Source organism: Rhodococcus sp. 15-2388-1-1a (genome assembly GCF_002259145.1).
In the GTDB taxonomy this organism is placed as follows: Bacteria; Actinomycetota; Actinomycetes; order Mycobacteriales; family Mycobacteriaceae; genus Rhodococcoides.
Genome location: NZ_NPFP01000013.1, coordinates 21,318 through 41,681, shown reverse-complemented (window position 1 = coordinate 41,681; position 20,364 = coordinate 21,318). Strand labels below are relative to the sequence as shown.

Sequence of the window (20,364 nt, the reverse complement as noted above, 5' to 3'; positions counted from 1 at the left end):
TGTGCGCTGGGTTCATCCCCCCACGAAGATGCAGAATGGATGGCCGGCCGGGTCGGCATAGATTCGGATCGGCTCCACCGGGTCGTCGTGCAGATCCCGAAGCAATGTAGCTCCCAAACCCATTGCACGCGAATGCTCTTTGTTGAGTTGCGCGACAGTGTCGACGCGGAAGTCCAGGTGCAGCATCTGGGGGTGTTCGCCGTCCGGCCACGTTGCGGCCGGAAGTGCGTCGACCTGCTGAAACGCGACTCGCCACGAACCGTCGGGTGCGGTGATCGCGAGCCAATCCGGATCGATCGGTTCGGGGTCGCCGGGGACGTATTCGAATCCGAGTAGCTGCCGGTAGAACTCGGCTGACTCACGGGCGTCGGTACAGTCGAGGACCACTTTGTGTACCGAAATGTTCATGACCTGTCCTTCTTCACGGCGTGGTGTCGTGCCGCGCGCGCCCGATTGCCGCATGCGCCGCAACACCATTGCTGATCGGGTCGATCCTGCAGAAACAGATGACCGCATCGCGGGGCAACGCACAACGCCAGGCGCTCACGATCCGGCCCGTTCAATAGGTCGATGACGGCCGACGCAGCACGCGCACAGAGTGATTCGATCGGATCTGCGGTTCCCACAACATCTCCGACGCCACCGCCGTCCCCGAGATCGATTCGGCGGGTGACAGGGTGTCGTCGCGCAATGTCGTCGATGTGTTCGACGTTTGGTCACCGCAGCCGTCGATCGCGTGGCCGGTCGTTCGGCGACCTCGAAGCGATGGAACAGGACAGTCGGAGTGATGTTCGTAGGCATAGGTGTTGCACTCGTAGGCAAGGCGATGTAGTCGAAGTGGACGCAGCAACTTCGGCAACGGCAGGTGGACGGAGAATGTACCTTCGAAAGGTGGGTATTGGGCATTCTCGGCGATTGGGCTACGTGTTGACGGCCGTGGTCGCAGTCGTGGCGGGCGCTGCGGTGTTCGAGTCTTACGGAGACTCGTCGAAGTCGACATTTCGAGGCGTGTCATGGGCATTCGGTGACGACGGCAGAATCACCGACATCGTCGACTCCGACGACGGCGTGCCGCACACCGTCCAGAAGCCTCCTACGTTGACTACCCGGGCTGTGGTGCGCGAGTTCCATGGTGAGGAGGGCTGGGGTGTGCTCGATGGACCTGCGATCCCAGGTGGTTGCTGGGTATTCTTCTCCGATATCGAGGGGACCGGATTTCGGACGTTGTATGCCGGTCAGCCGGTGAGTCTGGAATACGAGGATTTGGTAGCGCTGTACGGAACCGGCGCCGAACTGGACGGATTTCGATACCGAGCGACGTCGGTCGAGCCCTGAACTGTCTCACCGTCGGCGTCGGTCGGCTGCATATTGGATTCCGGCGAACATGGCACCGATCACGATCGACGCTGTCAGACATTCGATCAGGAATACGAGACTCGACTCGCGGAACAGCGGCGACTCCGACATCTGCGCGGCCATCGAGTCGGGATCGACTATCACGATGCCCAGAGTCGGGGGCGGGCTGACGGTGGCGACGGCCCACAAGGAAACCCCGAGAAGCGTCGACGTCGGCAGCGGCCACCAGAACAGCGGCTTCCGAGACCCTCGAATCCATGCTGTTGCTGCAACCGCACACAGTGTCAGTGCACCGATGACGAGCGACGACGGAAACCACGGCGGACCCTGTTCGGTGAACAGTGGCGCATAGCCGAGGATCGATATGCTTCCGGACTCACCGGAGGTAGCTGCCGGGTCGAAGGCCGCAAGGGGCGCGGCGAAGTGCCACAGGAGTGACAACGCTGCGGATAGGGCCAGGCCGAAAACTATCGCGATCCAGCGCATCAAGGCTTTCTGTTCAGCGGCGGCTCACTCGATCCGGGCCAAACGACCGCCTGGGCCACAACTACTCCTCGATCGCCGTGGGTCAGAGCGGGGCCACCGTGGAGTTCGTAACCGAGGTTCAGCGCGTCGCTGACGCGGTAGCAGAATGCTGCGTCGTCAGGGCCGGTCAGGACTCGATATCGCGGCAATCGATCGGTCATGCGTCGAATTCTCGCACAGCCTCGTGTTGGGCGATGCGCACTCGCAACTCGGTCATCGGCACTTCCGCACCATTGTCGTCGGTGATGCGGACGTGAACGGACTTTCCCTGCGCATCAACCACATTCAACGGCCCGTCGTCGTCCTGTAGATACTCGTCGCCCCATTGCATGAGGCCAAGTACGACGGGGAGAAGGTCTTCTCCCATCTTCGTCAGGACGTACTCGTAGCGCGTTCGCCCTTTGTCGGGGCGGTAGGGCTGTTTGGCGAAGATTCCCGCGTCGACGAGTTCTTTGAGACGGGCTGCGCTGCTGGCGTCGGTGATGCCCACGCGTCTGCTGAAATCGTCGAACCGCGTCGTGCCGTAGAACGCCTCGCGCAGGATCAACATGGTCGATCGGGTGCCGACCACCGACAGAGCGCGTGCGATCGAGCAGCGATCTCCGGCCGTCCAGGCAGCGAGGTCGGACAGCGGGCCGTCCATGTTGAGGGGCATGCCACGATACTACTGACTTTACAAAACTATAGCTAGCTCGTACGGTGGTGCTAGCGATCCGATAGGAACGGATCGATCGGACAAGGAGCCGTCATGAGAGACGCAGTCATCGTCGAGGCAGTCAGAACACCGGTCGGGCGGGGTAAAGCGAACGGCACTTTGCATCCCGAGCATCCAGTCGACCTGTTGGCTCACAGCCTGCGGGAAGTGCTGCAGCGCAGTGGGATAGATCCAAATCAGGTCGATGACGTCATCGGTGGCGTCGTCACCGCAGTGGGTGATCAGGCGTCGAATATGACCCGGCGCGCGGCGCTGGCGGCGGGCTATCCGGAATCGGTACCCGCAACCACCGTCGATCGGCAATGCGGAAGTAGCCAGCAGGCAATACATTTCGCCGCACAGGGTGTGATCTCCGGTGCCTACGATCTGGCCGTTGCTGCCGGTTCGGAGTCGATGAGCCGTATTCCGATGGGCTCCAACCTGATCGGTACCGCGGATCCGTCGGGTGTTGCATTCGCCGAGAGGTACCCCGAGGGTCTTGTGCCGCAGGGCATCAGCGCCGAACTGATCGCTGCGCGATGGGGCATCAGTCGCACCGAGATGGACGAGTTCGCGTTGTCCAGTCACGCGAAGGCTGCGGCGGCAACCGAAGAGGGGCGCTTCAAGCGGGAGATCAGCGCCATCCGCGGACTCGACCGAGACGAGGGCATCCGCACCGGATCCACACTCGACGCGTTGGCCGGACTGCGTCCCGCATACTACGACGAGGCGATGGCGGCGCGATTCCCGCAGATCGGCTGGAACATCACCGCGGGCAACGCAAGTCAGATCAACGACGGCAGCGCCGCAGTCATGATCACCACCAGCGAGAAGGCGAAGGAGCTCGGCCTGACGCCGATGGCCAGGCTGCACAGCTTCGCTGTGGTCGGAGACGATCCGTTGATGATGCTGACCGCCGTCATCCCCGCCACGAAGAAGGTGCTCTCGAGAGCGGGGTTGACGATGAACGACATCGACCTGTTCGAGGTGAACGAGGCCTTTGCGTCGGTGGTGCTCGCGTGGGCCAAGGAGACCGGCGCGGATTTGAGTAAGGTCAACGTCAACGGCGGGGCCATCGCGATCGGCCATCCCCTCGGCGGCAGTGGTGCGCGCATCATGACGACCATGGTTCACGCCCTGGCCGAACGCGAGCAGCGCTTCGGCCTGCAGGTGATGTGTGAAGCGGGAGGACTCTCGAACGCGACCATCATCGAACGCCTGTAAGTACCTCGACGAACTCGCAGTTATGCAGACGAATCGGACCCGAAGCCCTGCGTAACTGCGAGTTCGGCGTTGGTCAGGATTGCTGCGGCTGCCGCATCCGGTGCTTGGGTCGGAATCCAGTGCGACACATCGGGTAACACCGTCAAGGTGTACGTAGCATCGACGTAGCGTTGCGCACCCTCGACGGCGGATCGTCCGATGAAGGTGTCTCCGTCACTCCAGACCATCGACGTCGGCACGGTGATGCGCAGGCGGCCGATGCTCGGATTCGAGAACGGCAGTCCCCGGTACCAGGTGACGGCGAAGGGCAGTGCGCCGTAGTCGACGATCTCCGTCTTCGTCCGTTCGAGGTCGTCTTCGGTCATTCCGCTTTGCTCGTACCACTTCTCGGCCCGTGCGCCGGGCCGCATCATCCACTTCTCGGGCAGTGTCGGCAGTTGGAAGAACGTGAAGTACCAGGAGTGCAAAATCTGTTTCGAGGTGAGCAAGCCGGTCATGAAAGCGCCGGGGTGCGGAACCGAGAACGCCGTCAGCGATGCAACGAGCCGAGGGTGTCGTCCTGCGGTGACCCAGGCGATGTTCGCTCCCCAGTCGTGTCCCACGAGATGAACAGGTCTTCCGATCACCTCCATCAAGGCGGCGACATCGCTGACCAACGCTCCGACGCGATAGTCGCGACGCCTCTTCGGCCGGGCCCGTGGTGAGTACCCACGCTGATCCGGTGCAACAGTGCGGTATCCGTGCTCGTTCAGGATGGCCATCACCGCGGACCATGACGATGCCCGCTCGGGAAATCCGTGCAGCAGCAACACGATCGGGCCGTCGAGCGGACCCTGGTCGAGGACGTCGAACACAAAACCGTCGTGCGTGTACTCGGTGATTCTCTCCATCGCAGAGCCGGTCGTCAGCATGTGCTCGGCACCGATTGGCCTGCGAACGAGGCAGCCAGGAACTGCATGGCTGCTTCGTCGCTGACGTCGTGGCCCTGCTCGGGCTGTTCCTGCGCAACGATCGGATCACCCAGGGCGCAGGCCTTTCGGACTCCCTCGGCGGTCCACTGAGGGAGCACGATGTCGTCCTTCGCGCCGTAGGCCACGAACATCGGTACCTCGGTTCGCACCTGGGGAAGTGTGTAGCGATCGATCACGTCGAGCAGCTGTTGCTCGGATTGTGCTGAGTCGGAAGCGAACTCGTCCGGTGTCATCGCCGCGACTGCTCGCTCCTTGCCTTCGACGTCTCCGCCCGAGCAGGTGAGCAGGAGCTCGTTGTTCCTTTCGGCGACGCTGCCCATGTAGTTCCTCGGATCGATGGCAGGGTCGACCTGTTGTGCACCGTAGAGCACCGAGGGCATCAGTTCTTTCTGCGGTGTGGTGAGGGTTCCGTCCATTCCGGCCTGCACCAGGGGCTTCAGATCCGTCGGCGGCGATAGCGACACCGATGCCACCAGGTCGAGGCCTTGGCCGTAGCTGGCGGCGAGTTCGTTTGCCGCCCAAGCTGCTTGGCCGCCCTGTGACAGCCCGACAGCGGCCCAGCGGGTGGACGTATCGGGCAGTGCGCTCGTGGCTGCGCGGGCCGCGTCGATCATGTTGTGTCCCGAGGTGCGCGGCTCCAGATACGGGTGGGTGCCGCCGCCGGTGCCCAGGCCCTGGTAATCGGGCAGCACGGTGACGTATCCGAGTTCGGTGAAGTCCTGAACAGCGAATTGATAGCCGAGCAGATCGGGATACAGGGTGGGTCCGCAGTCGGCCTGCACTCCGGTGGTGCCGTGTCCGTAGACGACGATCGGCCAACCGCCCTCGGGCGGGGTGCCTGCCGGAACGGCTGCCACTCCCGAGACCGCCGTGGGGGAATTGTCGACACCCGACGTGGACTCGTAGACGAATCGGTACAGCGTGGCTCCGGTGGCGGAGAGCGCTGTCGACCGATCGCCGAAATCCTCGGAATCGAGAACGGTGCCCGGCACTCCCGTGAAGTCGTACTGCGGGGCCGGTGCTGTCGTCGTCTCGGCGGGCGTGTTCGCGGGCGCGGGCTCGGGCTCGGGCGTGGAGCTGCACCCGACGAGCGCGCAGCTGGACACCGCGAGTGCGGCTCCGACGCGTCGAGCTCGGTTCGGTCGACTGATGGCATTCACTCCCGCGTGTCTACCAGACCGGGGCGGGAATCGGCAGGCTCAACCGACCGAGTGCGTCCGGTGGACGTCGTCGACCAAGTCGTGCGTGACCCGGTAGCTCGCGCGCATGCGCTGCATCTCCTCGTCGCGCACGAGGTAGGACCGCCGCGTCAGCTCGGCCGGTCCGCCGGCCCGGAGCGTGCGCGCTCGGTTCACCAGAGGAAGCAGCGGCCCGACGAGCGACACGACGTGCGTGAGCGACGTGGCCGGGATGTGCAGATCGTCCGACGCCTCGTCGCCGATCAGCACGCGCTGCAGGGCAGACATCGTCGCCGACGCCACCGCGCGGGTCACCTTTCGAGGCCCGGGTAGCAGGTTGGCCAGTTCGGGCACCAGATAGTCGTCGGTCAGGGCCGCGACGAAGTCCCGATCGTCCTGGCTGGGGCCGGGGGAGGTGAGTCGGTACAGTTGCTCGATGCGGATGTGGTCCGATTCGTCGATCGGGTTGAGCTCGTGGTCGACGCCGACGACATGTCCGACGTAGCGCCACAGGTGGTAGATGTCCCCGAGTTCTCGGTCGGTGAAGCGCACGCCGACCCGATGCATGGCGTCGAGCGCGATGTGGCCGAACTCGGCGATCGTGAACGCCATGTACGGCTGCGGGATCGGCACGCCCCAGGCGTCGTCGTCCCACGTGCCGAGGTGTCGGATTCCTCGTCGCACGTGGGCGTGGATCATGCGTACCCGCACCGTGTAGGCGAATCCGTCTCCGTGCCTGGCCATTCCGCCCGGGGAGATGACTTTCTGCAGCCAGTTTCCTACTTCGATGGAGCGGATTGCCGGTTGCGAGACGTACCGTCCGGTGATGGCCAGCGGTTTGCCGGCAATGGAGTTCTCTGCGCCGCGAAGCAGCGACGCCGCTCCCAGCACGATCCCCATCACCGCGCTGTAGCGGACGAGGGCGTCGGCGGCGCGGTCGAGGCGGTCGTGATCGACCCAGTCCGGTTCGGAGTCGAGAAATGCGAACAGCTTTCGAAGCGCAGCCGGGGCGTCGGGATCGATGCCGTTCGTGAGCGCGGCGGAGACGGCGGCGGTCGACGACGAAGAACCGAAGTCCTCGTCGAGCACTCGATCGGCGAGTGGATCGGCTCGCCACATCGCGTCGAGCCACTCGCGGCCCGCCTGGCCGTGCGTCGAGACGGCGTCGTCTGCGCGAACAAGCCCGGTGGGAGCGCGAGTATTCATACTTTCAGTGGAACACGAGAATTCCTCACTTACTATTCACTTTCATGTCAGCTCGACGCCCGTCGTCACCGCGACCGAGATCGACTCCGCGGCAGCAACGCGCCGTCGAGATGCGTGCTCGACTGTTGACCGGGACCATCGAGCTACTGCAGAAGAAGCCCGGCTATCTCCCGACGACGTACCAGCTCGCACGGCATGTGCACGTCAGTATCGGCACCGTCTATCGCTACTTCACCGACATCGAGTCCGTGATGGACGAGCTGCGAACCGCAACGATCCACGACATCACCACGCGGCTGGCCACCGGAATCGGACGGGCGATGGACCAAGCGCCGGCCGACGCGATCGTCACCATCGTCGAGACCCTCACTTCTGCGTTCGAGGAACACGAGGCGGTCGTCCGGACGGCCTTTGCAGCAGGAGGCTCGGAACTGGGTGGCCAGTGGAAGGACATCGAACGTCCACTGCTGCCCCTCGCGCGCATCATGCCCACCCGAATCCGACCCGATCTCGACGACGACGTCCTCGACGATCTCGTGTTCCTGACGATGGGTGCCACCGCGAGCCTGTGCATGAGGGTGGCGTTGTTCAGACCCGCGGGTTCGGACCGAACGATGTTGGTGGCCACGACGGCTCGAATGTTGCTTGCCGCATTCGAGGGTGCCGATTCGGGCTAGCAACCCAGCAGGGGTGTTTGCGACCGCCGAATTCGGGGGATCAGTGCTGCTATGAAAATCGTGGTCGTCGTCAGTGCGGTCGTGGCAGTGGTGGTGTCGTTCCTCGGGTCGGGTGCGTGGATCGGGACGCCGATTGCCGAGGCGGCAGGTGGGGCGCTGAGCGCCACGTCCACGTTGGTGGCACCGGCCGGCCCTGCGTTCTCGATCTGGTCGGTGATCTACACCGGGCTCATCGCCTACGCCGTCTGGCAGTTCCTACCCGGCCGCACCGCCCGCCACGACGCGTTGCGCGCACCGATCGTCGCGTCGATGTTGCTCAATCCGGCGTGGATTCTCGTGATTCAGATCGGGCAGTTGTGGCTGAGCGTGATCGTCATCGTCGCGTTGCTGGCGGTGCTCGCCCGCGTCTTCGTACTGATGCAGCAGCATCGACCGGAGGGCGTCGTCGACGCGGTGATCACCGACGGCACGATGGGCGTGTACCTCGGGTGGGTGTGTGTGGCGACCATCGCGAACATCTCCGCGTGGCTGGTGAGTCTCGGATTCACCAGTGGCGCAACGGTATGGGCGGTCATCGTGCTCGTGGTTGCAGCCGGTGTCGGGGTGTTTCTGGCTCAGTACTCCGGTGGTGCGGTCGCACCGATGCTGGCGATCGTCTGGGGACTCGGATGGGTGGCGCAGGGCCGCCTCTCCGGTGAGGTGGTCGACACGACCGTCGGCTGGACAGCGGTTCTCGCGGCCGTGGTGGTCGCACTCGCAACGGTAGCCATCAGGTTTCGCAGCCGTGAGGCAGTGTCGGTGCGATAGTGCCCGAGACCCTGGGCAGGCCACTCAGAGCTGCGTCAGTGATCGGTGACATCGAGTGCGGCACCGACGATGGAGTCGGTATCGATCTTGTGGTGCTTGTACACCTCGTCGAGTGATCCGACCTGCCCGAAGTTGCTCACTCCCAACGACGTCGAGGCCACTCGGTTGACGGTGGCGAGGAACGCGAGAGTGTGCGGATGGCCGTCGAGCACGGTCACCATCGGTGTCGCCCGATCCGCGGGGAGCAGCTGATCGAGAATCCACGACTCACCGACACCGCGTCCTTGCCTGGCTTGCAGGGCGCGGTAGAGCTCGCCCGGGCTGGTGATGCACAGAACGTCCGCGATCACGCCGACCTTGCTCAATCGCTCGGCAGCCTCGAGTGCTTCGGTGATCACGGCTCCCATTGCCGCGATGGTCACCGTCGCACCGTCTCGACGCACCAGCGGATATCCGCCGGCAACCACCTGGCGACGCCTGCGTTCCCGGGCCGCCGGGTCGGTGGGAACGTCGGCCTTCGACTGGTCGACGGGTCGCGTCGACAACCGTAGGTATGCCGAGGTTCCGTCGGGCCGGCCCAGACGCGCGATGCTGGCGAGCAGGGTCCATTCGACGTCGATGGCGAATGCGGGTTCGTAGCTGATGCAGCCGGGCTGTTCGAGACCGATGGACGGCGTCTTGATCGATTGGTGCGCACCGCCTTCCGCGGCCAGTGTGACTCCGGACGGAGTGCCGACGAGGATCGACTGGCCGCCGGCATAGATGCCGTACGACCACGGCTCGAGGGCGCGTTCGACGAATGGGTCGTACATGACGCCGATCGGGAACAGTGGCTGTCCCCATCGGCTCCACGTCGCACCGAGTTCGCCCATCAGCCCCACGAGGTTGGTCTCGGCAATGCCGAGTTCCATGTGCTGACCGGACGGTCCTTCGCGCCAGTGCATGATCGTTTCGGCGTCGTCACCGAACCAGTCGTGCCGATCCGACGAGGACCACACGCCGACCTTGTTGACCCAGCCGCCGAGGTTGGTGGTGGAGCTGACGTCGGGGCTCACTGTGACAACCCTTTTCGCCGCTTCCGGGGCCTCGCGAGTGAGGTCGATCAGCGTGCGGCCCAGGGCCGCCTGAGTGGTGGCGGTGCCCTTCGGTGTGCGGCCGATGTCGGTGGGAACGGCAGGGGGAGTGGACGCCGGAACCGGTTCGCGGCGTAGCCGTTCCGCGGTGGCGTTGCACAGTCGTCCCGGTGCGCTGTCGTCGTCGAAGCGGCCCCAGGGCGCAGCGGGATCCAGCTCGAGAGTGCGTGCGAGCTCGGCGTACTCGTCGACGGTGAGCAGCGAGGAGTGATTCTGCGGATGTCCCTGAGTGGGCAGTCCGAAGCCCTTGACCGTGTACGCGACGATCACCGTCGGCCGGGTGTCGTCGATGCGAGAGTAGGCCTTGCGCAACGCATCCAGATCGTGTCCGCCCAGGTTGCGGATCGACTCGGTCAACACGGTGTCGTCGAGGTCGGCGATCAGGTCCGCGATCGTCGTGGCATCCGGTCCCGATCCGGGGAGTCTGGTGCGCACTTCGTCGGCCGTGCAGCGCAGCAGGCGTTGGTACTCGGGGTTCGGCATGTCCAGGATTCGAGTGCGCAGAGCATCGCCACCGGATCGAGCGAACAGGTCTTCGAGCAGTCGGCCGAACTTGACGGTGATGACCTGCCAGCCTGCGGCGTCGAACATCTTCTCGAGACGGCGGGCGGCGATGTTCGGCACGACGCGATCGAGGGACTGGCGGTTGAGGTCGACGATCCAGACGATCTCGCCGAGTTCTGCGATTCCCGGGTCGATGATCGCTTCCCACACGGCACCTTCGTCGAGCTCGGCGTCACCGACCAGTGAGTACTGGCGTCCGCTGAACCCGGTTCGTGGGGAATCGTCCGGGCCGAACCGGTCCTCGACGAAGCGTCGCGACATCGCACCCCAGATCGGTGCAGTGGCACCGATTCCCACCGAGCCGGTCGAGTAGTCGACGGTGTCGGGGTCCTTCGAGCGCGACGGGTAGGACTGCAGACCGCCGTAGGCACGGAGCGTCGTCAGATACTTCTCGTCCAGCTCGCCGAGGAGGTAGTTGATCGCGTGCAGCACCGGCGAGGCGTGGGGCTTGACCGAGACTCGGTCGCCGGGCTGCAACTGCTCGAACCACAGCGACGTCATGATCGAGACCATCGATGCGCAGGATGCCTGGTGTCCGCCGACCTTCAGCCCGGTCGAGTTGGGCCGAATCCGGTTGGCGTGGTGAATCATCGATGTCGACAGCCACAGCACGCGCTGCGCGATGTCGTGCAGGTCTTCGCCGTCCCCGGTAGACGAACGGCGGTCGGCGGGGCTGATGCTGGTCATGACAGTTGGCTCCTGAGTCGACGATGAAGAACGTCCTGATGCCGGCCGAGGCCGAAGGGCACGCGAGAAGAGCGGACGACGCGGGACCGAGTGCGGTCCTGTGGTCCGGGCGGGCGTTCGGGTTGCGAATCGCCGGAGTGCAACTGAGCTGCGATGGGGGACAGTGGACCAGCCGCTCACCCAGCTGCGCAAGTGGTGCCGCTCGAATGATGCAGATTGCACGGTTCAGGGGTGCCTGCTGCTACGAAACTTGGTCGTACTGACCTCAATCGTCCCCGTCCGGACGAGAGTGCGCTGCCGCCACGACTGCCGGGGCGGTACTCGTGCGACCCGACGGACATGTTGCGTGGCGTACGGCAGGTTCGGCTTCTGCTGCCGGTTCGGAACTCGAACGTTTTCTGACCACGCAGTGGAATCGCTACTTCACTGCCGTGACATAGCCCGGACACGAGTCGATCGAACCCGGTCTGGCCGCGAGTGCGCCCCGCTAGAGTGCGGCCATGCACAAAGTACCTCGCGCGATTCGGGCACTGGGCATCAATGCGGTGCGTCTGTACAACCGCCTCGAAGTGTCGGTCGCGCAACCGGTTCCCGACGAGCCCGTGTTGTTCGTGTGCAATCACGGGTTCGGCGGAGTGATCGATCTGAACGTCTTCGCCTTCGCTGCTGCGTACGACGACCTGGACCTGTCCAGGGAAGTCATCGCGTTGACGCACCAGATCGCGTGGACCCTGCGTGCAGGGAAGTTGGTCGAGCCGTTCGGTGCTCGGCCTGCCGCTCGACAGAATGCTCTCGACGCATTCGAAGAGGGACACAATGTCCTGGTCTTCCCCGGGGGTGACCTCGATGCGCTGAAGTCGTGGCGGCAACGCAACGAGATCGTCTTCGCGGGACGCAGCGGCTACGCCCGTCTGGCAATGGAGGCCGGGGTGCCGATCGTTCCGGTGGTGACCTCGGGAGCGGGTGAGTCGCTGCTCGTCCTCAGTAGCGGAAAGCGCATCGCCCGAGCGCTTCGGCTGCACAAGACGTCCCTCCGGGTCAAGACGGTGCCGCTGTCGATATCCATTCCCTGGGGTGTCAATGTCGGGGTGGTCGGGTTGCTTCCGTATCTCCCACTACCGACGAAGCTTCGGACGTCGGTCCTGGCACCGATGCGTCCCGAGCCCGACGAGTCGGCAGAGGATTTCGCGCACCGCGTTCACTCTGCGATGCAGGCAGAACTCGACGAACTGACGAAGGATCGCCTGCCGGTGATCGGCTGAGCTGTCAGCCCGGTCCTTCCCATCCGCAGGCTTCACAGGAGGCATAGATGCGGCTGTTGGTCGGTCCGACGGCCGGCGAATCGATGACGTTCTCTCCCAACGTGATCTGTTCGCAGATGGGACATATGCCCCGGTAATCGAGGTTGAAGCTGTAGGTGAGCACTCGGACTCGATCCTGTACGTCGAATGCCGCTACCGTGCGTGTCCCGGTCGAGCAGCATGTGTCCTCGGCAGGAAGGTCTGCCGAGGTTCGAGTCGCCGTTACCCCGCGCTGTGTACCCAGGGCCGGCCATCGACTGCCGCTTCTTCGTGATCGAACTTGTCGACGTGAGCGACAGTAGACCCCGAGCCCCGGGCTCGTCGATAGCAACGGAGTTCTGGTCGACGGTGTGCAGCGCAGCGTCGACCGCGTGGGAGGAAAGGCCGTAGGGTCGGTGTCACGCCGCTCGTTCAGCGCACACAATGGTTCAGCGAAACCGAACCGACCTGCGAATCGTAGGTCGAGAAGGTCGAGTCTCATGACCGACACACCTATCCACGACGAACTGCAGAACTTCATGAAGATGAGCACGCGCGGTAGTGACCGGAAGGTCGAACCCGTTGCCGTATCGGTTCCCGTCGAGGTGTCTGCGCACGCGCCCGCGCGACACCAGAGAGCCTGACGGCATGGCCACCGCACGAGAGAAGCAGGACGAGGCCCTAGCCGCCTACCGGCGAGCGAAAGATCGCGAGCAGGAACTCGCCGATGTGCGCGGACAGTCCGACACCGAAGTTCCGTTGCTCGTAGACCTCGACGATGCCGAGATGCGCGGTGCGATCGAGGCGGACATATCGGCGCAAGAGGCGCTGAGCGTCGCGCTCAGGGCCGCGGACGACTGACTCCGGTCGGCTACGGGAGCGGCTGGGACGTGGGGTCGATCGCTGCCTGAACTCCGCCGCTGTAGGACGTCGGAAGCTCGCGGCCACACAGTTTTTCGGCCTCGTCGGCGGAGATACCGAGCGCTCGCAGCACGCGCTGCGTCGTGTCGTCCACGGTCGCAGCTTCGTCGCGCTCGGGTTGGGCGAGCAGCAGTCGCCCCAACGACAGCAGTGAACCGGCCACGATCGCGAGTGCGACATCCGCGTCGTCCACATCGAATCGGCCTTGTTCGGCGGCTGATTCGATATCACGGCGTGAACGCGGTGCCAGGCCGCCGGCTGCTGCGAATGCCGCGGCCTCGGAGTTGAGCAGTACAAGACTCAGTTGCGGTTCGAGGCGGAAGAGTCGTCCGGACAACCGGAAGGACTGGGTGAATTTCTCGACCGGGTCGTCCAATCCCACGGTCAGCGAGTCGAGGTAGTCGCCTGTGGATTCGAGGGCCGCGTCGATGGCCGCCTGCCACAGCTCCTCTTTGGTATCGAAGTAGTTGTAGAACGATCCATTGCTGACGTCGGCGGCCTGGGTTATTTCCAGAACGGGCGCGTTGGTGTTGCCGCTCGCCAGGAATCCTTGCGCGGCCCGAACGAGGGCGGCTCTGGTGCGAGCCTTCCGGCGCTCGACACGGTTGCCTTCGGTCACGGTGTGCTCCTGCTCTGGAATGTGGTGAGGGCAGCCTATCGCGAGAAATATTGACGAATTCGTCAAAAATGCTTGACGCGGTGACGTGTGATGAGTGACGATATCGTCAATGTCTGGCGGACGTCGCCGGATCCGTGGCCCATCGAGGACTTGATGACAACCGACGTGTCGATTCCCCAGTACCGCAGGAACATCTACTCCACCGACGCCATTCTCGATCCGTACCCGCACTACGCCAGGTTGCGGGAGCTCGGCCCGGTGGTGTGGCTTCCGGGTCAGCAGGTGTTCGCGATCCCTCGGTATGCCGAGTGCAAGGCAGTGTTGCTCGACGACGAGACCTTCGTTTCCGGGGATGGCGTCGCGCTCAATCCCATCGCCAACCGACTCGGCCGGGGCACGACCCTCAACAGTGACGGCGACGAGCACGCTTCGAAGCGCGCGGTTCTGGCTCACCGTCTGACTCCGCGAGCAGTTCGGAAGATGACGACGGCGATCTCGGAGAAGGCGGAAAGTATCGTCGACGCCGCGTTGAGCAAGCAGTTCGTCGACGGCGTCGACGACCTCGCAACGGCGCTGCCCATGTCGATCGTGCCCGACCTCGTAGGCTGGCCGGAGGATGGCCGCGAGAACCTTCTCCGTTGGGCCGGAGCAACTTTCGACTCGCTGGGCCCCGTCAATCGGCATTCGGCCACCGCGGTCAAGGCCGCCACCGAGATGCTGAGCTTCTCGAAGCGGGTGGTGCGCGAGCGGTCGGTCCTGCCCGGCAGTATGGGCGAGGACGTGCTGATCGCCGCCGACGAGAATCGACTCGAGAAATCGGCGTGCCCGGCACTGATGATCGATTACCTCGGACCATCACTCGACACCACCATCGGAGCGATCTCCGGCGCACTGGACCTGTTCGCTCGACATCCCGAGCAATGGCAGGCGATACGGGAGAACCCGGACCTGATTCCGAACGCTGTCAACGAGGTCGTCCGGTACGAGTCACCCATCCGGGCATTTTCTCGACGGGCTGTGCGTGACGCCGATATCGGCGGATCCAGAATTCCCGCAGGAGCCCGTGTGCTGGTGATCTACGCGTCGGCGAACCGCGACGAGCGGGAATGGGACAACCCCGATGCGTTCGACATCACCCGCGATGCGGCGCGCCAGCTCGGCTTCGGTTCGGGTACGCACGGCTGCGCCGGTCAAGGACTGGCGCGTCTCGAAGCGCAGACGATGCTCCGTGTGCTGGCGCGCCGAGTCGAAAGATTCGTCCCCTCGGGAACGCCGAAAAGGGCCGTCAACAACGTCATTCACCGATACGAACGCCTGCCGCTGAAATTGGTGGCAGCAGAAGGGACACCGCAATGAGAATCGACGTCGACTGGGATCGGTGCGAAGGGCATGGAATCTGTGCCGATCAAGCTCCCAAGGTCTTCAGCCTGGACGACGAGGGCGAGCTTCACTACGCCTTCGATGGCGACGACATACCCGACGACCTTGCCTCCCCGGCACGTTCGGCGATCGGAGCGTGTCCGGTAGCGGCCCTCCGAGAGAGCAAGTGAGCGCCACCGACCGTCGCATCGTCGTCGTCGGAGACTCCATCGCCGGGTGTACCGCCGTCCGTGAGCTCCGCGCCCGCGGCCACCGAGGTCCGATCGTCATGATCGGTGCCGACGTGGACGGTTGCTACGCGAAACCGCCGTTGTCCAAGCATGTGCTCAAAGGTGAAGCAGCCGAGGCACAAACGTGGGATCTGTCGGATCTCGACATCACCTCGATCGTCGATCGCGCGGTGTCGTTGGATACCGAGACTCGGACCGTGACCACGGCCGATGGCACCGACGTGACGTACGACGCCCTGATCGTGGCCACCGGTGCGGCCGCGCGCCGGATAGCCGCCCCCGGGCAGGCCGGCGAGATCGTGTTGCGGACCTTCGCCGATGCCCGTGCACTTCGGCCACGGTTGGACGAGGCGAAGACCGCCGTCATCGTCGGTGCAGGTTTCCTGGGTATGGAAGTCGCGAGTGCCTGCGCTTCTCGTGGTGTCGACGCCACCGTCGTCGACGTCGATCCGCCGCTGCAGCGGTTGCTCGGTTCGTTTCTGTCCGAGGCTGTTTCGTCCCGAGCGGAAGCCGCTTCGGTCGATGTCGTCCGGGTCGACAGTGCGGTGATGTTGATCGGCGATCCAGTGGTCGGCGTCGCGCTCGCGGACCGAACCCTCGAGGCCGATCTGGTCGTCACCTGCGCCGGAGACGTGCCCGAGTCGGGCTGGTTGGAGGGGAGCGGAATCGCGGACCATCGCGGTGTCGGTATCGACGACCGTTGCGCTACAGCGGTTCCCGATGTCTATGCGGCCGGCGATGTCACCTACTCACGCGCTGCGTCGGCTCGGTCGCCGTTCTGGTCGAATGCCGTAGCGCAGGGCAAAGTTGCCGCGGCCTCCGCTCTCGGCGTCGAACCGACCTGCGCGCCCACCGACGACTATTTCTGGACCGAGATCCTGGGGTTGTCCATCAAAGTCGTCGGTCCCCTTCCTCTGCAGGGAGATCCGATCGTCCTCGAGGGGTCCGTCGCCGACGGGTCCGCACTGCTGCGGTGGACTCACTCGGACGGCCGCACCACCATCGCCGCATTCGGTATCAAGAAGCCCGTCGGTGTGCTCCGGCGGTTGGCTCGCGAGAACACTGTCTCCACTACCTGAGGAACGTATTCATGGCTACTGGCTCCACACTTGTACGACGCCTTCCCGAGATCGTCGGATTGGGCCGTGCGGCAATCGGAATCGCCCACATGATCGCGCCCACCCGCGCCAACGAACTCCTCGCCGGGCCCGACGCCGCCGTGGCGACCACGCGTGCTGCCGCCCGCACCTTCGGAATCCGGGAGATCTACATCGGCGGCGGCCTGTACGCGGCCACCAGGTATGCACCGAAGTTGGTGCGCCCCTTGCTGCGCGCCGGGGTGGCTGTCGATGTCTGGGATACCGGTGCCTTCGCTCTGACCGCGTATCTGCCGCAGCGAACACGCGTGGCTGGGTGCGCCATCGCCGGAGGCTTCGTTGTTGCCGGTGTCCTTGCCGAGACGCAGTTGGAACGATAGAAGAGCTCGACCACTCCGTGGCACGGGGTTCGGCAGCTACGAACCCACCGAAATCCGAAGGGCCTGTCGATGCCAGCCGATCGCAACCCCGATGTTCAGAAGTGCCCGGTCGCGTCCGGGAGCGACCACCACGTCCGTTCGCCGGAGGGGCCCAGGACTCGGTTCGGTCGTCAGCGAACGCCTACCGGAATCCCGGTCTATACCGAGGACTTGTACTCGGTCGCAGCGATCGAAGACCCCTATCCCCACTATCGGGCGATGCGCGCCCTCGGTCCGGTGGTGTGGCTGGAGAAGCAGCGCGTGTACGCCCTGACTCGGTATGCCGAGGTCAAGGAGGTGTTGGCGGACGACCGGACATACCGTTCATCGGGCAGTGTCGCGTTGAACCCCGTCGCTCGCAGAATCGGCAACCGTAGTTTCTTGATGTCCGACGACGACGCGCACATCGCGCAGAGAAAGGTGGCTGCTCACCGTCTCACCCCGCGGGCGTTGCGTCCGTTGCGCGCGGATGTGAATGCGTTGGCCGAGAGAGTTGTTCGAGATGCGGTGGCCAAGCAGTACGTCGACGGTGTCGAGGACATCGCGCTGAAGTTGCCGATGACGGTGGTGCCGGACCTGATCGGGTGGCCGCAGCGTGGCAGAAAAGATCTTGTGAAGTGGGCCGGGGCCATCTTCGACATGTTGGGGCCGCTCAACGGCGTCTCGATGAGATCGACGGCCGCCAGCCTGCGGATGCTGTATTTCGTGCACAGCCTCGCCCGTAGACGTGACGTCGTTCCGGGGAGCATTGCTGAGGAGATGATCGAGCACATCGATGCAGGTCGCCTCCGCGCGGCCGATCTGCCTGCGTTCTTGATGGACTATCTGGGGCCGTCGATCGACACCACCGCAAGCGGGATTGCCGCTGCATTGTGGCTGTTCGCCAAGCATCCGGATCAATGGGACCTGCTCCGACAAGATCCGGATGCACTGCTGCCCAATGCAATCAACGAAGTGATCCGGATCGAGTCCCCGTTGCGGGCGTTCGCTCGGCGCGCCGAGACCGATTCGATCATTGGGGGTGTCCCGGTGCCCGCGGGTGCGCAACTACTCGTGATGTACGCATCTGCGAATCGGGACGAGCTCGCGTGGGAAGAACCCGACCGGTTCGACATCACCCGCGATGCTTCAGCGCACGTCGGCTTCGGGTACGGCGTTCACGGCTGCGCCGGGCAGGGACTGTCTCGTATGGAAACCGAGGCGGTGCTGCGTGCTCTGCTGCGGCACGTCGGTCGAATCGAACAGGCGGGTACACCGGAGATCGCCGTCAACAACGTCATTCATCGATTCTCGGTTCTGCCATTGCACCTCGTGCCCGACCCGAAGGGGAAGTAACCGAACCCGCACGTGTCTCGTGCTGCCGGTGCCCCCTCAGGATCAGAACACCAGCGAGCGGGCAGGCAGCCCGGCCACTCCTTCTCTGGCGAATGCTGCCCATGTCCGACGGACCCTGGCGGCCAGCGCCGTCGGCGGTGTGTGGCCGGCCAACATGGGCGCGTCCGACCATGCGTCGCCGAACAGCAACGGCAATTCGATGCAGTGACATGCCCCCAACGGTGCACCTTTCGGCGCCCAGTCGACTCGGTACGACGCGACCCGACCACCCGCGCCGTGCCACATCTTCACCATCGAATCCACGCCGAACAACAAGTTGGTGACGAGACGCACCACCGGAGCGGTGAGCACCGAACTGACAACGCCGAACCTGTTCAGCCACAACATGTTCGACACGATGTCTACGAAGGGCGCAGCATCGTCCCTGGTGTGACCGATCAGCAGTTCGACGCGAGTGGCAGTCCTGCGCAGGGCGGCGTCGGGGTCATCGGACAGTGGCTCGAGGTGAGCCACCGGCCCGAACGGCATTCCGCCTGCGGCACCGAACCTCCGCACGGCCTGCGTCACGGCCCGCTCTGCATCGAGCACGTCCGACGCAGGTGCGGTGGCCGGGTCCGTGGAGAACCGAGCTGCGAAAGCCTTTCGTGCGGTGTCGTACAGAGCCGAACGCCCCGATCGCAATCCGAGCGGTGCGCTCTGCACGATTGCTCTCGTGAACAACCCCGCGGCCGCGTCGCACGCCATCAGCGCGAGGATGGCATCGCCGCCCGCGGATTGACCGAACAGGGTCACAGTGGTCGGGTCACCGCCGAACCGAGCGATGTTGGTCGACACCCAGCGCAGAGCCTCGATCTGATCCTGAACGCCGATGTTGCTGTCCCCCGAGCCTTTCGGGGTCAGGTAACCGAAACCGCCGAGCCGGAAGGTGACACTGACGACCACGACACCCTCTCGGACGAGGTGGTCTGCATCGTACTTCTCGGCCTCCCCGCCGCCTGAGACGTAGCCGCCGCCGTGCAGCCACACCATGACCGGAAGTCCCTCGGCCGCAGCGGGAGCGGTCACCGACAGCACGAGACAGTCCTCGCTCTGGTCGAGCCGGTCGATCATCGGACCGGTGACATTGTCGAGCCGAGAGGGCAATTGAACGCATGCCGGACCGCGGCGGGTGGCGTCACGCGTCGTCCCCGGGGTGTCGACCGGTCGGGGATTCCGAAAGCGCGTGGCGGTGGCATAGGGGATACCCCGTGCGTGGATCAGCCCGTCGAATTCGACTGCTTCGAGATCTCCGCTGGTCGTGCCGGTGATCGTTCGCCGCGTCGCCCCGGCCGTCATGTCGTCGTTCAAGTGAAGAACCCCCTTATCGAACAGCGCGAGCATACCGTCCGACCGACACGACAGACGTGGCGTCATAATCGGACCATGCGGTCCAAGCAGAAGATTCTCGATGCCACACTCGGGTTGATCGCCGAGTCCGGCTTCGAGGGCGTCACGATCGCGGCAGTGGCTCGTGCTGCTGGTGTCACCCGTCAGACGGTGTACTCGATCTTCACCACCCGTGAGGACATGATCTCCGAAGCCATGATCGGACTCGTCGTCGACGTCATGGGTGGGATACGGGAGAAGGCCGATCAGGCCGAGAGTCCGACGCAGTTCATCGTCGAGACGATCGTCGCCGCACGCCATCTCATTCGGCGGGAACCTGTTTTGAATTCGTTGCTGCGCTCGGGTAGCGCGAACCCGCTGTTCGACGCGGACATGATGGATCGTGCGCTACCGGTGGTACGTCAATTCCTGGACGGATACGCCGAGCGCAATCCAGGATTCGACTCCGCGCAGTTCGACGGTATCGACGGAGTCATCGTGCGGGTCGCGCTGTCGGTCATCCTGTTCGACGACCCTTCCATTCACGAGGACGACGGTCTGCGTCAGTACCTCGAGCGGTGGTTGATTCCCGTTCTGCCACTTGCTTAGCCCGTAAAACTTGACACCCGCGGGTGCTTCTGTCTAGTTTTGCACGGCGCGTACGTGTGGCCCCAGTCTCGGTGCGTGCACATCCGC

Annotated in this window: 24 protein-coding genes and 1 pseudogene; 14 read left to right on the top strand and 11 right to left on the bottom strand. The window is 64.4% G+C overall.

Translation table 11 applies throughout. The features are described 5' to 3' along the window. Positions 1 to 12: 12 nt before the first annotated feature. The gene (locus tag CH302_RS09150) at positions 13 to 408 is read right to left on the bottom strand and encodes a VOC family protein (protein WP_037196217.1); all 396 of its coding nucleotides are present in this window, start codon (positions 406 to 408) and stop codon (positions 13 to 15) included. After that, on the bottom strand, positions 405 to 626 hold the full coding sequence (locus CH302_RS30860; protein WP_217903113.1) for a CGNR zinc finger domain-containing protein: 222 nt from the start codon (positions 624 to 626) through the stop codon (positions 405 to 407). Before CH302_RS30860 ends, CH302_RS09150 begins: the two co-directional genes overlap by 4 nt. A gap of 265 nt (positions 627 to 891) precedes the next feature. Between CH302_RS30860 and CH302_RS30425 the strand changes: the two genes are divergently transcribed. Continuing rightward, positions 892 to 1,335 carry a hypothetical protein gene (locus tag CH302_RS30425; RefSeq protein WP_217903112.1) on the top strand — a complete coding sequence of 148 codons (444 nt, stop codon included), beginning with the start codon at positions 892 to 894 and terminating at the stop codon, positions 1,333 to 1,335. Positions 1,336 to 1,341: 6 nt separating this feature from the next. Here CH302_RS30425 and CH302_RS09135 read toward each other — a convergent pair whose 3' ends face one another. The 3 genes from CH302_RS09135 to CH302_RS09125 are packed head-to-tail and all read right to left on the bottom strand — an operon-like array spanning position 1,342 to position 2,536. Further along, the gene (locus CH302_RS09135; RefSeq protein WP_037195852.1) at positions 1,342 to 1,842 is read right to left on the bottom strand and encodes a hypothetical protein; all 501 of its coding nucleotides are present in this window, start codon (positions 1,840 to 1,842) and stop codon (positions 1,342 to 1,344) included. Beyond that, positions 1,842 to 2,042 (bottom strand): DUF1737 domain-containing protein, encoded by a 201-nt coding sequence (locus tag CH302_RS09130; RefSeq protein ID WP_037195849.1) that lies wholly within the window; start codon positions 2,040 to 2,042, stop codon positions 1,842 to 1,844. Before CH302_RS09130 ends, CH302_RS09135 begins: the two co-directional genes overlap by 1 nt. Next, a complete protein-coding gene (locus CH302_RS09125; RefSeq protein WP_094649928.1) occupies positions 2,039 to 2,536 on the bottom strand; it encodes a winged helix-turn-helix transcriptional regulator in 498 nt (165 codons plus the stop codon). The genes CH302_RS09130 and CH302_RS09125 overlap by 4 nt, the downstream gene beginning before the upstream one ends. 93 nt (positions 2,537 to 2,629) lie before the next feature. On the opposite strand from CH302_RS09125, the gene CH302_RS09120 reads away from it, so the two are divergent. After that, entirely contained in the window at positions 2,630 to 3,799 is a 1,170-nt protein-coding gene (locus CH302_RS09120; RefSeq protein ID WP_037195847.1) for a thiolase family protein, read from the top strand. Positions 3,800 to 3,819: 20 nt separating this feature from the next. Here the strand turns inward: CH302_RS09120 and CH302_RS09115 are convergent, their stop codons facing one another. The 3 genes from CH302_RS09115 to CH302_RS09105 are packed head-to-tail and all read right to left on the bottom strand — an operon-like array spanning position 3,820 to position 7,154. Continuing rightward, on the bottom strand, positions 3,820 to 4,710 hold the full coding sequence (locus CH302_RS09115) for an alpha/beta fold hydrolase (protein WP_037195846.1): 891 nt from the start codon (positions 4,708 to 4,710) through the stop codon (positions 3,820 to 3,822). Further along, positions 4,704 to 5,930, bottom strand: a complete 1,227-nt coding sequence (locus tag CH302_RS09110; protein WP_082323871.1) for an alpha/beta hydrolase family protein — start codon at positions 5,928 to 5,930, stop codon at positions 4,704 to 4,706. The genes CH302_RS09115 and CH302_RS09110 overlap by 7 nt, the downstream gene beginning before the upstream one ends. Before the next feature lie 39 nt (positions 5,931 to 5,969). Next, a complete protein-coding gene (locus tag CH302_RS09105) occupies positions 5,970 to 7,154 on the bottom strand; it encodes an oxygenase MpaB family protein (protein WP_037195845.1) in 1,185 nt (394 codons plus the stop codon). Between the two features lie 44 nt (positions 7,155 to 7,198). Between CH302_RS09105 and CH302_RS09100 the strand changes: the two genes are divergently transcribed. After that, complete coding sequence (locus CH302_RS09100; RefSeq protein WP_329955323.1) at positions 7,199 to 7,831, top strand: TetR/AcrR family transcriptional regulator; 633 nt, start codon at positions 7,199 to 7,201, stop codon at positions 7,829 to 7,831. A 51-nt stretch (positions 7,832 to 7,882) separates the two neighbouring features. Next, positions 7,883 to 8,638, top strand: a complete 756-nt coding sequence (locus tag CH302_RS09095) for a TspO/MBR family protein (RefSeq protein ID WP_037195843.1) — start codon at positions 7,883 to 7,885, stop codon at positions 8,636 to 8,638. Between the two features lie 35 nt (positions 8,639 to 8,673). Here CH302_RS09095 and CH302_RS09090 read toward each other — a convergent pair whose 3' ends face one another. Then, entirely contained in the window at positions 8,674 to 11,022 is a 2,349-nt protein-coding gene (locus CH302_RS09090) for a transketolase-like TK C-terminal-containing protein (protein ID WP_037195841.1), read from the bottom strand. Between the two features lie 308 nt (positions 11,023 to 11,330). Here CH302_RS09090 and CH302_RS30855 point away from each other — a divergent pair. From CH302_RS30855 to CH302_RS09080, 4 genes and pseudogenes are all read left to right on the top strand, one after another. Further along, positions 11,331 to 11,462: pseudogene (locus CH302_RS30855) on the top strand (aromatic-ring hydroxylase C-terminal domain-containing protein); the annotation flags it as partial. Positions 11,463 to 11,522: 60 nt separating this feature from the next. After that, entirely contained in the window at positions 11,523 to 12,284 is a 762-nt protein-coding gene (locus tag CH302_RS09085; RefSeq protein WP_037195839.1) for a lysophospholipid acyltransferase family protein, read from the top strand. 518 nt (positions 12,285 to 12,802) lie between these two features. Then, on the top strand, positions 12,803 to 12,946 hold the full coding sequence (locus tag CH302_RS29985; protein WP_155292954.1) for a hypothetical protein: 144 nt from the start codon (positions 12,803 to 12,805) through the stop codon (positions 12,944 to 12,946). Between the two features lie 4 nt (positions 12,947 to 12,950). Next, positions 12,951 to 13,163 carry a hypothetical protein gene (locus CH302_RS09080; RefSeq protein WP_037195837.1) on the top strand — a complete coding sequence of 71 codons (213 nt, stop codon included), beginning with the start codon at positions 12,951 to 12,953 and terminating at the stop codon, positions 13,161 to 13,163. A 10-nt stretch (positions 13,164 to 13,173) separates the two neighbouring features. Here CH302_RS09080 and CH302_RS09075 read toward each other — a convergent pair whose 3' ends face one another. Then, positions 13,174 to 13,842, bottom strand: a complete 669-nt coding sequence (locus CH302_RS09075) for a TetR/AcrR family transcriptional regulator (protein WP_037195834.1) — start codon at positions 13,840 to 13,842, stop codon at positions 13,174 to 13,176. Between the two features lie 153 nt (positions 13,843 to 13,995). Here CH302_RS09075 and CH302_RS09070 point away from each other — a divergent pair, with 153 nt between their 5' ends. The 5 genes from CH302_RS09070 (at position 13,996) to CH302_RS09050 (ending at position 18,303) form a co-directional block, all read left to right on the top strand. After that, positions 13,996 to 15,198 (top strand): cytochrome P450, encoded by a 1,203-nt coding sequence (locus CH302_RS09070; protein WP_037196209.1) that lies wholly within the window; start codon positions 13,996 to 13,998, stop codon positions 15,196 to 15,198. Next, positions 15,195 to 15,392: a ferredoxin gene (locus tag CH302_RS09065; protein WP_037195832.1), complete on the top strand. Its 198-nt coding sequence runs from the start codon at positions 15,195 to 15,197 to the stop codon at positions 15,390 to 15,392. Before CH302_RS09070 ends, CH302_RS09065 begins: the two co-directional genes overlap by 4 nt. Beyond that, positions 15,389 to 16,531, top strand: a complete 1,143-nt coding sequence (locus tag CH302_RS09060) for an NAD(P)/FAD-dependent oxidoreductase (RefSeq protein WP_037195830.1) — start codon at positions 15,389 to 15,391, stop codon at positions 16,529 to 16,531. The genes CH302_RS09065 and CH302_RS09060 overlap by 4 nt, the downstream gene beginning before the upstream one ends. Positions 16,532 to 16,542: 11 nt before the next feature. After that, positions 16,543 to 16,929, top strand: a complete 387-nt coding sequence (locus CH302_RS09055; protein ID WP_037195829.1) for a hypothetical protein — start codon at positions 16,543 to 16,545, stop codon at positions 16,927 to 16,929. 258 nt (positions 16,930 to 17,187) lie between these two features. Further along, positions 17,188 to 18,303, top strand: a complete 1,116-nt coding sequence (locus tag CH302_RS09050) for a cytochrome P450 (protein ID WP_082323884.1) — start codon at positions 17,188 to 17,190, stop codon at positions 18,301 to 18,303. A gap of 42 nt (positions 18,304 to 18,345) precedes the next feature. Here the strand turns inward: CH302_RS09050 and CH302_RS09045 are convergent, their stop codons facing one another. After that, complete coding sequence (locus CH302_RS09045) at positions 18,346 to 19,650, bottom strand: carboxylesterase family protein (RefSeq protein ID WP_230596521.1); 1,305 nt, start codon at positions 19,648 to 19,650, stop codon at positions 18,346 to 18,348. A gap of 75 nt (positions 19,651 to 19,725) precedes the next feature. Here CH302_RS09045 and CH302_RS09040 point away from each other — a divergent pair, with 75 nt between their 5' ends. Next, entirely contained in the window at positions 19,726 to 20,277 is a 552-nt protein-coding gene (locus CH302_RS09040) for a TetR/AcrR family transcriptional regulator (protein WP_037195826.1), read from the top strand. Positions 20,278 to 20,364: the final 87 nt, after the last annotated feature.

Excerpts from the sequence above, each read along its gene's own strand:
- CH302_RS09100 (WP_329955323.1), top strand. The coding sequence starts at position 7,199 with ATGTCAGCTCGACGCCCGTCGTCACCGCGACCGAGATCGACTCCGCGG.
- CH302_RS09040 (WP_037195826.1), top strand. The coding sequence starts at position 19,726 with ATGCGGTCCAAGCAGAAGATTCTCGATGCCACACTCGGGTTGATCGCC.
- CH302_RS09135 (WP_037195852.1), bottom strand. The coding sequence starts at position 1,842 with ATGCGCTGGATCGCGATAGTTTTCGGCCTGGCCCTATCCGCAGCGTTG.
- CH302_RS09130 (WP_037195849.1), bottom strand. The coding sequence starts at position 2,042 with ATGACCGATCGATTGCCGCGATATCGAGTCCTGACCGGCCCTGACGAC.
- CH302_RS09125 (WP_094649928.1), bottom strand. The coding sequence starts at position 2,536 with ATGCCCCTCAACATGGACGGCCCGCTGTCCGACCTCGCTGCCTGGACG.
- CH302_RS29985 (WP_155292954.1), top strand. The coding sequence starts at position 12,803 with ATGACCGACACACCTATCCACGACGAACTGCAGAACTTCATGAAGATG.
- CH302_RS09090 (WP_037195841.1), bottom strand. The coding sequence starts at position 11,022 with ATGACCAGCATCAGCCCCGCCGACCGCCGTTCGTCTACCGGGGACGGC.
- CH302_RS09080 (WP_037195837.1), top strand. The coding sequence starts at position 12,951 with ATGGCCACCGCACGAGAGAAGCAGGACGAGGCCCTAGCCGCCTACCGG.
- CH302_RS09120 (WP_037195847.1), top strand. The coding sequence starts at position 2,630 with ATGAGAGACGCAGTCATCGTCGAGGCAGTCAGAACACCGGTCGGGCGG.
- CH302_RS09050 (WP_082323884.1), top strand. The coding sequence starts at position 17,188 with ATGCGCGCCCTCGGTCCGGTGGTGTGGCTGGAGAAGCAGCGCGTGTAC.
- CH302_RS09115 (WP_037195846.1), bottom strand. The coding sequence starts at position 4,710 with ATGCTGACGACCGGCTCTGCGATGGAGAGAATCACCGAGTACACGCAC.
- CH302_RS09095 (WP_037195843.1), top strand. The coding sequence starts at position 7,883 with ATGAAAATCGTGGTCGTCGTCAGTGCGGTCGTGGCAGTGGTGGTGTCG.
- CH302_RS09085 (WP_037195839.1), top strand. The coding sequence starts at position 11,523 with ATGCACAAAGTACCTCGCGCGATTCGGGCACTGGGCATCAATGCGGTG.
- CH302_RS09150 (WP_037196217.1), bottom strand. The coding sequence starts at position 408 with ATGAACATTTCGGTACACAAAGTGGTCCTCGACTGTACCGACGCCCGT.
- CH302_RS09055 (WP_037195829.1), top strand. The coding sequence starts at position 16,543 with ATGGCTACTGGCTCCACACTTGTACGACGCCTTCCCGAGATCGTCGGA.
- CH302_RS09070 (WP_037196209.1), top strand. The coding sequence starts at position 13,996 with ATGACAACCGACGTGTCGATTCCCCAGTACCGCAGGAACATCTACTCC.
- CH302_RS09065 (WP_037195832.1), top strand. The coding sequence starts at position 15,195 with ATGAGAATCGACGTCGACTGGGATCGGTGCGAAGGGCATGGAATCTGT.
- CH302_RS09105 (WP_037195845.1), bottom strand. The coding sequence starts at position 7,154 with ATGAATACTCGCGCTCCCACCGGGCTTGTTCGCGCAGACGACGCCGTC.